Consider the following 11,062-nt stretch of genomic DNA (forward strand, 5'->3'; position numbering starts at 1 on the left):
TCTAAGGACGGGGCCGGGCCGCCCGAGCATCCCTCGGACGGCCCGGTTACGGGGCCGGCGCCCGGTGGCGGCGCGGCCCGCTCGTCAGCCGCCGCGAGCGGCGCGGACCATGCGGAGCCGGAAGATCCGGCTGACGACAAGATGCGTGACGAAGATCGCCCCGGCGAGCCAGTAGTTGCCGGCGCCGAACGCCCGCTGGCCGGGCAGCGGCACCAGGGTGTACGTGATCAGCGCGGCGGCGGCGGCGTAGAACAGCCCGATCGTGACCGCCCCGTACCAGGGCGGCGCGCCCGCGGAGGCGGGGGGCGCGGTGGTCGGGCTCGCGACCGGCGGGTCCGCTCGGTCGGGGTTCGAGGCTGAGCGCTCGTCGCCCGAGCCCACAGGCAGGGCCGTCGTGTCGTCCATGGTCGGCCCTTCGCCGTGATTGCCCGTGGGATTGCCGGCGGGTAGGACCGGTCCGCCCGTACGGGTGGGCCGTACGAGGGACAACGAGCTACCCGCGCCTTACACCGATCGCGAATCTTGTCAGTCTTTATGACATGTGGGACAGTCTGTGTCCAGCGGTAGGTGTCGCGGCGGTCCGACCGGGCCGCTGTCCGAGCCCGCCGCATCTCGATCTTCCGCCGCCTGTTCCGGAGGTCCGCGATGTCGGCTCCCGTCCTGGCCGCGCCCGGTGGCGTCGTCTGGCGTGACAGCCGCCGGTACCTGTGGCTGACCGGCCTGGTGCCGCCCGTGCTGCCGATCGTGGGCTATGGCCTGTGGCACCAGACCGGCAGCGACATCCCGTGGTGGATCACGCCGCTCTTCGTCTTCGTCCTGCTCCCCCTGCTCGATGGCACGACCCCGGTCGATCCGACCAACCCGCCCGAAGGGATCGGCGACCGCCTGCAGGCCGACCGCTACTACCGCTGGGCGACGTTCCTGTATCTCCCCCTTACCGGCATCTGCCTCGCCCTGGGCTGCCAGGCGTGGGCGACCGGCGGGCTCGGGCCGCTCGGCCGGGCCGGGCTGGTCCTGTCGGTCGGCACGGTCACCGGTGTCGGGATCAACGCCGCCCACGAGCTGGGGCACAAGCGCGAGCGCGTCGAACGCTGGCTGTCGAAGCTGATGCTGGCGCCGACGGCCTATGGCCACTTCTACGTCGAGCACAACCGCGGCCATCACGTCCGGGTGGCGACGCCCGAGGACCCGGCCAGTTCCCGACTGGGTGAGGGGTTCTGGCGGTTCTGGCCGCGGACCGTCGCGGGCAGCGCGCGATCGGCCTGGCAGCTGGAGGCACACCGGTTGCGGCTGCGAGGCCGGCGGGTCTGGTCRGTCCGCAACGAGGCGCTGCACTCGTGGGCGCTCACGGCCGTACTGTTCGCGGCACTGGCGGCGGCGTTCGGGCCGGAGGTGCTGGTGTTCCTCGCGCTCCAGGCCGTCGTCGGCCTCTCGTTCCTGGAGGTCGTGAACTACATCGAGCACTACGGCCTGGCCCGCCAGCGCACCGCCACCGGCCGTTACGAGAAGGTCGACCCGCGGCACAGCTGGAACAGCGACGCGGTGGTGTCCAACCTGGCGCTCTACCAGCTGCAACGACACAGCGACCATCACGCCAACCCGACCCGCCGCTACCAGGCGCTGCGCTCGTTCGACGGATCGCCGCAGCTGCCGTCCGGGTACCCGACGATGATCCTGCTGGCGCTGGTGCCACCGCTGTGGCGCCGGGTCATGGACCCCCGTGTGCTCGCCCACTACGACGGCGACGTCACCCTGGCCAACCTCGACCCACGCCGCCGCGCCGGCCTGCTCGCCCGCCACGCGCGCGACGCCGGCGAGTCGGTCTCGTCCGCGTGACGGCGGAGGGCCGCGGCGCAGTCGACGGCTCCGGCCCAGGAGGGGAGCCCGGCGCGGTCGAGGGCCGCGGCCGGCCGGGGCGCGCGCGGTTCGCGGACGCGACCCGCGACCGGCTGCGTGAGGCCCTACTCGACGCGGCTGCCGAGATCCTGCGCGAGCAGGGCGCGCGCCAGGCACGGATGGCCGACGTCGCGCGCCTCGCCGGCGTCAGCCGCCAGACGCTCTACCAGCATTACGGTTCACGCGACGCGCTGGTGCAAGCGCTGCTGCTGCGCGAGACCGGCCGCTTCCTGGATGCCGTCGGCGAGGCCGTCGTCATCCACGCCGACGACGCGCAGGCCGCCGTGGCCGCCGCCTTCGAGGTGTTCCTCGCCGCCGTCGCCGAGGACACGCTCCTGAAGTCGATGATGACCGGCTCGGACGAGTTCGCCGGTCTGCTGGCCCAGCACGGCCCGCCCCTGCTCGCCGCGGCCCGCGAGCAGCTGGCGACCTGCTTTCGCCGGGCCTGGCCGGACGGTGACCCGGCCGACGGCCAGCTCGTCGCCGACTGCGTGGTCCGCCTCGCGATGAGCTACCTCACCCTCCCGGGCGGCGCCCCCGAGCTCACCGGCCAGTCCGTCGCCCGCATCCTCGGCCCTTTCGTCCTCACCGCCACCAACACCGCCCACCGACCAGGCGCAATGCCCGGCGAATGACGGCCAGCGCGGTCGACGGCTCGCTAGGCGAATCATCTTGGCGTACAGGACGGCCTTCGACTATTGAGCCAGGCAACAGCCTGAATTTGAGAGCGGCGAACTGAATCCTCAACAAAAGCGCTCGACGAGCGCTCGACTTATTTTGGCGAGCCTTCCAATCCGCCTTTCCGTACCGGTTTGCCATATCCGGGCCGGTTTGTTTATCGTGGGCGCCATGCCGAGCGGGAAACACGAGGCGCCGATCGAGCTGGTCACGCTTGCCCCGGGCGTGGTGGTCGATCTGCTGTCGGATATATTTCTGGTCAAGGTGCCAGACTTTCGCGAGGTCACGGAGCCGAGCACGGACATGCGGATGCTGGCTCCCCGCACCTACCATGCCGACGGGGCGCTGCTGTTCAAGGACACCGAAGACCAGCCGGTGCTGGGCGTGGTGCTGGAGGTGCAGCGCGCATGGGATCCGCGAAAACACTGGACGTGGATGCTTTATGTGGCGCACATGGCCGTGCGGCTGCGAGTCAGGACGCTTCTGCTCGTGTACTGCCCTGACCCCGTCGTAGCTCGGCGTTATGAGCGGCTATACGAGCCGCGGGACCGCTACTCGCCGCAGGAGCCACTCATCTTCTCGCCGGGGGATGTACCTCGGATTGTCGACGTCGAACGTGCACGCGCAAACCCCGCGCTCGCGGTGTTCTCCGCGATCTGTCACGGCAACGACGCCGATATCGACGACTACTTCCCGGCGTTGGCTGAAGTCATGCGAACGGCCGACTTCGAAGCGGCCGCGTCATACGATGACATATTGGTGGCCGGACTACCCCATGCGGTCCGGATCAGGTGGGAGGCATACATGGACAGCGCCGTCAGGCACAGGTACTACAGCGACTTCTACCGCCAGCTCGACGCCCGGGCGCGCGCCGAGGGCCAGACCGAGGGCCGAGTCGAGGGCCGGGTCGAGGGCCGGGGGCACTCGGTGCTGACCGTGCTGGAGGCGCGCCGCGTGGCGGTTCCCGACGCCGCTCGCGAGCAGATCCTCTCCTGCACCGACCTCGACCGGCTCGACACCTGGCTACGCCGCGCCGTCGCCGCCGCCACCATCGACGACGTCCTCCAGCCCTAATCGGACACTGCGGCGCAAGGGCCGTGGCCCGGTGCTCCGCGACACGAAGCGGCCGACCTGGTGACCTACGGTGCCGGGCTCCGCCCATGGGCGCCGCGCATGCCGGTGACGCGCACATCGAACCAGATAGATGATCATCACTAATCGAGCGCCGAACGATGCCTTGCGGTAGGGCGAATGGGTTGAAAACACGTGGTGCTGCCCCTAACCTGCGCACACGCCGTCGATCGCCGGATCTGACGCCATGCCAGCGACAGGACCCGCCATGAGTACAACTGCCGCCAGCACATCTCCACAAGACGTCCCGCCTGGCGGGGCCGCTGACGAAACCGGACTCGGGGTCAGCCGGCTGTGGCGGCGGGAACTGGCGCACTACCCCGCGCTCGGGCCACGGCTGGCGGCGCTGTCGATCGTCGTCCTGACGACGATCTTGTTCTACTACCAGTACTACCTGATCAGCGGCGTCAGCGAGCAGGTGCTGACCAGTACCGGCATCTCGTTCCTGTTCTTCGTCAACATCAACGTGGTCTCCGCGCTCGCCAGTGCTCTGGCGTCGCTCGCTGGCGGAGTGTGCGACCGCTACGGCCGAGCAAACATCGTGACCGTCGGCGTGCTGCTCTGCGCGCTCATCTGCCTGTTCGGTTTTCCGAACGTCGAGTCGGGCTGGAGCGTCGGGATTCTCTACTCGTTGCTCGGCGCGATCGAGGGCACCGTGCTCGTCGCGACGCCGGCCCTGATCCGTGACTTCAGCCCGCAGGTGGGCCGAGCGTCGGCGATGGGCTTCTGGACGATAGGCCCCGTCGCCGGCAGCCTGGTCGTCAGCGTCGTGGTGAGCAACACCGCCGATCACCTCACCGACTGGCGTGACCAATACGTCATCGCCGGCTTCGCCGGGCTCGGCGTGTTCATCATCGCCCTGCTGTTCCTGCGTGAACTCTCGCCGCGGCTGCGGGACCAGGTCATGGTCAGTGAACATGACCGCGCCCTGGTCGAGGCCAGGGCGCGGGGCCTCGACGCCGCCGACCTCGAGGCGGCGTTGCGCCGGCCATGGCGGCAGATGCTGCATCTGGACATCCTCGGCTCCGCCCTCGCCATCAGCCTGTTCCTGTTCATCTACTTCGTGGCCGTCGGCTTCTTCCCGATCTTCTTCCAGACCCTGTTCGGGTTCAGCACCTCGCAGGCCAACGCGCTGGGCAACTGGATGTGGGGCTGCGAGGCGGCGGCGCTGATCCTGATCGGCTGGGTGTCCGACCGACTGCGGGTCCGCAAGCCGTTCATGGTCGTTGGCGCGGTCGGCGCGGTCATCTGCACGCTGCTGCTGATCGGCCGCACCAGTCACGCCGACACGGGCTACTACACGTTCGTCGGGATCCTCGTCCCGCTCGCGATCTCGCTCGGCCTCGCGTTCGCGCCGTGGATGGCGAGCTTCACCGAGACCGTCGAGCGGCGCAACCCCGCCCTCACCGCCACCGGGCTGGCGCTGTGGGGGCTGACGATTCGCGCGGTCGTCACCATCTCGACCTTCCTGCTCCCGTACATCGTCACCACCGTCACGCCGCTCGTGCAGGACGGCCCCACGGTCCAGGCCGCCGCGAGCGGGCAGGACCCGACGCTGGACGCTACGCAGAACGCCGTCGTCAAGGCCGTCGCGGCGGACCCGGCCATCGTCGACAAGGTCCAGGCTCTCGCGGCGAAATACGACAAGCAGCTCGCGACGGCCGCGAAGCTGACCCCGGCCACGCAGAGCGCGCTGTCCAAGGACCCGGCGAACACCGCGACGCAGGCCGCGGCGCTCAGCGAGATATCCGGTAAGCCGGTCGCCGACGTTGCCCGAGTCATCGATCTCAGCGGCCGCTACGGGGCGGAGCTCGCCACGGCGGAAACGATCGACGACCAGACGATCGTCACGGTCCTGACGAACCCGGCGGACACAGCGGCGACGGCCAAGGCCGAAGGCGAGATCGCCGCGAAACTCGGCCTCACCCCGGAAGTAGCCCACACCAGGCTCACCGACCTGCGCGCGGTACCGCTGCCTGATCTGCTCTTCATGGATGCCAACGGCGCCGCGGTGCAGCAGGCCGCCGACCAGCTCACCGCGCTCGCCGCCGTGCCCGGGGCGGACCTCGACTACCTCGACAAATACGGCACCTCGCTGCAGAACCCGAAGGTTCAGGCGGTGCTGATGTATCTGGACAAGAACGGCGCAAAGGTACAGAAGGCCGCGGCGGACTCCCCCGGCCAGTGGCAGACCTATTTCTGGATCGCCGTCGCGGGCGAGCTGGTGTTCATCCCGCTCATCTTCCTGATGGCCGGGCCGTGGCGTCCCAGCACCGCCCGACGCCAGGAGCGGGAGCACCAGGCGATGGTCGACGCCGAGCTGGCCCGCCTCAGCACTCCCACCACCGCCAGCGCGGACACCGCCACCAGCCCGGATGCCGTCGCTGGTTCGGACGCCGCCACCAGCCCGGACACGCCCGCCACCGTGGAGACGCCCGTCGAACCGTGACCCACGACGTGGCCGGCCAGGCAAGCTCTGGTCCTCCCCGCACCCGCCCTCCGGCGTCGCGGCACGCTCGACACCTCATGACGCCGACCGGTCACGCCTTGGATAATTCAGTCGGCAGATGACGCGTGACGATGGCCACAAGTCGAACCCCGGTCGCCTTGTGTGCAAGCAGGAAATGCGCCGGGTCACCGATCGAGCCCRCATCCGGTGCCCCCGATGTTTGCCCTCGGCCCAGGATCCTGTCTAACGTTGTATTCGTTCCGGCCGGGAGCACGAACCCACCGGCGCGCACGCCGGACCGACGCCGAGTTCTGCCCACGGTTCCGGCGCCCGTCATCGCATCTGTTCGCGGGGCAGAAACGGAGAACCCGCAGGCGGTCGCCGGGCGGGTACGAAGAAACATTGTTCTCGTGGACGTGGCCAACCAGCCACGGTTTCTCATGCCCGTTTCCGGGCTTCCGCAGGTGTCGTGGGAAAGAATCTATCTTGTCGATCCGGGCCAAGAGCACCCAGCGCGACGTCCGATCCCGGCTCCTGGCCTGGACCGTGGCGGGGGCCATCGGGCTGACGTCGGCGGGCATGGTCGAGTCCGCCCGGCCGGCCCTGGCGGCCGAGGCGGCAACGGCAACGGCAACGGCAACGGCGGCAACGCCCACGGCAGCGGCGACGTCGGCGGCCGTGCGGAAACGGCCGGTCTACACCGTGCACCAGATCCTTCCGCAGGCCCCGGCGAACGCGGTCGCGCTGACCCTGGACGACGGGCCAGACCCCTCCTGGACGCCGCGGGTGCTAGCGCTGCTCCGGAAGTACGACGTGCGGGCGACCTTCTGCCTCGTCGGGAGGCAGGCGCGGGCCCATCCGGACCTCGTCCGGCAGATCGTCGCCGACGGTCATGCGATCTGTAACCACACCATGACGCATCCCCAGCCGTTCGCTCACCGGTCCGCCGCCGCGATCGAGCAGGAGATCGACCAGGCCCAGTCCGCGATCACGGCCGCCGCGGGCACCGCGCCGCGCCTGTTCCGCTCGCCAGGCGGCGACTGGTCGCCGGCCGTGCTCGAAGCGGCGGCCAAGCGCGGCCTGACCCCGATCGGCTGGGACGTTGACCCCAGAGACTGGTCTCGCCCCGGCACGCAGAAGATCGTCGACAACCTGCTGGCGGCGAAGCCCGGAGACATCATGCTCTGCCATGATGGCGACGGGGACCGGTCGAGCGATACCGGCACGGACCGCTCGGAGACGGTGCAGGCCCTGGAAGTGGCGCTACCCCAGCTGAAGAGCAAGGGCTACACGTTCGTCACGCTGTAACAGACGGCCGCTCAACTCACCTTCTCTCCGCGGTCGCGGCGCAGGACCGTGAGCGCGGTCAGCGCGCCCGCGTCGGCGGGTTCGGCCGCGGTGAAGCTGTAGTCGGCGGAGGTGCCCGTGGCGAACAGCCGGTCGCCCTCTCCGACGACCGTCGGGAAGGTGATCAGCCGGTACTCGTCGACCAGGTCGGCCGCGGCCAGCGCGTGCACCAGGCTCAGGCTGCCGATCACGACGACGTCGCGCCGCGCACGCTCGGCGGCGACCCACGCCACCGGGTCGCCGTCGATGGCCGCCGAGTTCGACCAGGCGGTCGCGTCGATGCCGGCCCGGGTGGCGACGCGCTTGGGCACGGCGTTCATCAGGCCGGCGAAGTCCCCGGCCCGGCCCGGCCAGAGCCGGGCGAAGTGCTCCCAGGTGCGCCGGCCGTAGAGCTGCACACCCTGCTCCATCCGCGCCCCGAGGCGGAACTTGTCGCCGTCGACCGGCCCCAGGCCGTGCCGGAAGGCCCAGCCACCGTGGCCCGTCCCCCAGCGCCCGTCGGGGTCGGAGACCACGCCGTCCAGGGTGGTGAACTGGACGACGATGACGTCGCTCATCGCGGATCCCTCCTGCCGTGGCGGCTCTCGTCCGGCCGCCCTCACCCGACACATACCGGGCCCGGGCGGCGAACTCATCGCCCCTCGGCGCGGAGGATTCCGATCGTGGCGGGCGTAGGCTCGCCGCGTGGCCGAGCCGACGACGACGCGGAGCCGCGACGAGGCGCCGAGCCCCGATGAGGCGCCGAGYCGCCACGAGGCGCCGAGCCGCGACGAAAGGCACGAGGCCTACCGCGGCGACCTTCTCGCACACTGCTACCGGATGCTCGGCTCTCTCGAGGAAGCCGAGGACGTGGTCCAGGAGACGCTTCTTCGAGCCTGGCGGGCGGCTGACCGGTACGACCCGCGGCGGGCGTCGTTGCGCACCTGGCTGCACCGGATCGCCACCAACGCCTGCCTCACCGCGTTGGAGGGAAGGGCCCGCCGCCCGCTGCCGACCGGGTTGGGGCCGGCCGGCGACGACCCGCAGGTTCCGCTGGTGCCCAGCCTCGACATTCCGTGGTTGCAGCCGTTCGCCGACGCCCGCCTCGGCGATCCCTCGGACGCCGCGCAGCAGCGCGTAGGCCTGCGGCTGGCCTTCGTCGCGGCCCTGCAACTGCTGCCCGCGCGGCAGCGCGCGGCGCTCGTGCTGCGCGAGGTGCTCCAGCTGCCGGCCGCCGAGGTGGCACAGGCGCTGGGCAGCAGCGTGGCCTCGGTGAACAGCGGCCTGCAGCGGGCCCGGGCCACGCTGCGGGATGCCGGGCTGTCGATGGAGGGGCTGCGGGAGCCGGCCGACCCCGCCGAGCGTGCCGTGGTCGAGCGTTATCTGGCGGCGTTCGAGGCCGCGGACGTTCCCGGCCTGACCCGGTTGCTCGCCGACGACGTGGTGCTGGAAATGCCGCCGGTACCGCTCTGGCTCTCCGGCCGGGCTCACTACCGCGAGTTCATGGAACGGGTCTTCGCCATGCGCGGGCCCGGTTGGCGCCTGCTGCCCGTCCAGGCCAACGGAAGCGCGGCCCTCGCGGCATACGCTCCGGACCCCGTCACGGGCGGGGTCCGGGCGCACTCGCTCCAGGTGTTCACGGTGACGGGCGGCCTGATCCAGCACTGCGTGACGTTCGCCGACCCGACGGTCTTCGACCTGCTCGGACTCCCCGGCGTCCCGCCAGCCGCGGAGCTCCCGCAGGATTCTCCCTTCACCCAGAGTGCCGTTGGAGGTCAGACCGGCCAGTAGTACGGCAATGCCGGGTCCACGTCGCCGAACAGCGGGCCGTAGAAGTCCCGGCAGTACCTGCAGATAACCCGGGGTGACGGGCAACTGGGCGACTCCCGAGGCGATCCATGAAGGGCTCTGGTGGTCGAAGCTCATCTGGCCGGGTTCCTTCCGGACGATCTCGACGGTGATCCTGCAGATGCCGGTCACCCAGAGGTTGCCGTGCGGTTGGTGACTCATTGGCTGCGCGCGAGGAGATCGGTGACGCGTGCATCGGTGATCCGGGTTGCGGCGCCGGGGGTTCCGACCGCGCAACCAGCGACGACGACGGCACGTTCAGCCGCAGCGTTCGGGTCCCGTCCCGCCAGCAACGAGTGCAGGAAACCCGCGAACAGTGCGTCGCCCGCGCCGGTCGTGTCTACGACGCCGAACGGAGCGACAGCGGGCACCCGCCGAACGGGACGGTCGCGGACGGCCAGCAAAGCCCCGGCGGGCCCAAGCCCGATGACGACGATCTGTGCGGGGAATCGCGCAAGGGCTGTCGCCGCAAAGGAGTTGGGTTCGGTTTCGAGGCGTTCGGCGGAGCAGAACAGGATGTCCGCTGCCCGCAGCCAGGGCTGGCTGTAGTCGTCCTCGACGCCGGTGATGGTCTGGACGTCGACGGCTATGGGAACCCTGGCGCTCTTCGCGATCGCGAGCAGTGGTCGGTTGAACTCGATGGTGGAAAGCACGGCGAGGCGAGCACCGCGGAGGAGTCGGGCGAACAGCTCCGGCGGATAGACAGCGTCCGGGACGTCCTTGAGATCGGTGTGGATCTGCCGGGCACCGGCCTTGTCGACGAGAACAGCCGAGGTAGGGGTGTGGGCTGTGCCGACTATTCCGTCGCCCAGAAGCCGGAGGCTTTCCAACTCCGCCCGGACCAGGGCGCCTGCGGGGTCGGCACCCGTCATCGTGGCCAGCACGACCGGGGACCCAAGCGCCTGCAGCGTCCGGGCCACATTGAGACCGACCCCCGACGCCTCGACCCGCAGCTGGTGCGGCAGGTAGCGCACTGGCGAGTACGGGATCGGGAAATCGTCGACCGGAACGGTCTGCTGCACGTTCACGACGCCCGCGACGAGCACCGACCCCGCCATGGGCACCAAGTATGCCCGCGGCATCGGTACGATCCCGGTTGACGGCCCGTGACGCGTTGCGGGCGTCGTCCGCGTGGCGCCAGCTTCTGACCTACGGCCCCGGCAAAACGGTCGAAGCGAGGAGAACCGGCTTACGCCGAGGCAGCGACCTTCGGGCAAGCCCTGCTCAGAGCGTCAGACCGGCAACTGGCCATGGCTACGGCTACGGCTACGGCTACGGCCGCTGTCCGTGGGTCAAGGCCGTGACCTGTACTCAATGGACCCGGAACTGGCCGCCGCCAGTTTCTGCCCACCGGGCGAAGCCGGGTGACTCCTCCGCCCCTACGACACCGGCCTGACGGAGCCGGCCCATCACGCACACGTGCGCCCGGTGGGGCTAGTGTTCCCCGTCAGAAATCTCGCTGGCCAGGTTTGCCTTGTTGTTGGCTGCCGATGGGTTGATCTTGGTGAGGTAGTCGGCGAGGGAGGCGAGGATCTCGTCGGCGGTCTTGGTCCAGGTGAAGGGCCGGGGGTCGCGGTTCCAGGTGTCGATCCAGGTGYGGATGTCGGTCTCGAGGGCCTGGACGGAGGTGTGGACGCCTCGGCGGATGAGCTTGTCGGTGAGCAGGCCGAACCAGCGTTCGACCTGGTTGATCCAGGAGGAACCGGTCGGGGTGAAGTGGACGTGGAAGCGGGG

At 70.1% G+C, this 11,062-nt stretch carries 9 protein-coding genes and 1 pseudogene; 6 read left to right on the forward strand and 4 right to left on the reverse strand.

Annotation, left to right across the window (positions count from 1 at the left end; genetic code table 11):
• Positions 1-84 precede the first annotated feature (84 nt).
• Positions 85-405, reverse strand: coding sequence for a hypothetical protein (locus BCD49_RS37290; protein ID WP_007514879.1), 321 nt, complete (start codon positions 403-405; stop codon positions 85-87).
• Between the two features lie 240 nt (positions 406-645).
• On the opposite strand from BCD49_RS37290, the gene BCD49_RS37295 reads away from it, so the two are divergent.
• The 5 genes from BCD49_RS37295 to BCD49_RS37315 all read left to right on the forward strand — a co-directional run bounded on the left by BCD49_RS37295 (position 646) and on the right by BCD49_RS37315 (position 7,462).
• On the forward strand, positions 646-1,836 hold the full coding sequence (locus BCD49_RS37295) for an alkane 1-monooxygenase (protein ID WP_007514880.1): 1,191 nt from the start codon (positions 646-648) through the stop codon (positions 1,834-1,836).
• Positions 1,833-2,531: a TetR/AcrR family transcriptional regulator gene (locus tag BCD49_RS37300; RefSeq protein WP_007514881.1), complete on the forward strand. Its 699-nt coding sequence runs from the start codon at positions 1,833-1,835 to the stop codon at positions 2,529-2,531. Before BCD49_RS37295 ends, BCD49_RS37300 begins: the two co-directional genes overlap by 4 nt.
• A 142-nt stretch (positions 2,532-2,673) precedes the next feature.
• The gene (locus tag BCD49_RS37305; protein ID WP_241832474.1) at positions 2,674-3,648 is read left to right on the forward strand and encodes a hypothetical protein; all 975 of its coding nucleotides are present in this window, start codon (positions 2,674-2,676) and stop codon (positions 3,646-3,648) included.
• A 265-nt stretch (positions 3,649-3,913) separates the two neighbouring features.
• A complete protein-coding gene (locus BCD49_RS37310; protein ID WP_007514883.1) occupies positions 3,914-6,154 on the forward strand; it encodes an MFS transporter in 2,241 nt (746 codons plus the stop codon).
• A gap of 486 nt (positions 6,155-6,640) precedes the next feature.
• Entirely contained in the window at positions 6,641-7,462 is an 822-nt protein-coding gene (locus BCD49_RS37315) for a polysaccharide deacetylase family protein (RefSeq protein WP_007514884.1), read from the forward strand.
• An 11-nt stretch (positions 7,463-7,473) separates the two neighbouring features.
• On the opposite strand, the gene BCD49_RS37320 is transcribed toward BCD49_RS37315, so the two are convergent.
• Positions 7,474-8,058, reverse strand: a complete 585-nt coding sequence (locus BCD49_RS37320; RefSeq protein WP_007514886.1) for a dihydrofolate reductase family protein — start codon at positions 8,056-8,058, stop codon at positions 7,474-7,476.
• 127 nt (positions 8,059-8,185) lie between these two features.
• Between BCD49_RS37320 and BCD49_RS37325 the strand changes: the two genes are divergently transcribed.
• Positions 8,186-9,271: a sigma-70 family RNA polymerase sigma factor gene (locus tag BCD49_RS37325; protein WP_007514888.1), complete on the forward strand. Its 1,086-nt coding sequence runs from the start codon at positions 8,186-8,188 to the stop codon at positions 9,269-9,271.
• A 215-nt stretch (positions 9,272-9,486) separates the two neighbouring features.
• On the opposite strand, the gene BCD49_RS37330 is transcribed toward BCD49_RS37325, so the two are convergent.
• Together BCD49_RS37330 and BCD49_RS37335 are read right to left on the reverse strand one after the other, a co-directional pair.
• Positions 9,487-10,410 (reverse strand): carbohydrate kinase family protein, encoded by a 924-nt coding sequence (locus BCD49_RS37330; RefSeq protein ID WP_007514890.1) that lies wholly within the window; start codon positions 10,408-10,410, stop codon positions 9,487-9,489.
• A 352-nt stretch (positions 10,411-10,762) separates the two neighbouring features.
• Positions 10,763-11,062 (reverse strand): annotated as a pseudogene (locus tag BCD49_RS37335) (IS630 family transposase); the annotation flags it as partial.

Source organism: Pseudofrankia sp. EUN1h (genome assembly GCF_001854645.1).
Lineage (GTDB): Bacteria > Actinomycetota > Actinomycetes > Frankiales > Frankiaceae > Pseudofrankia > Pseudofrankia saprophytica.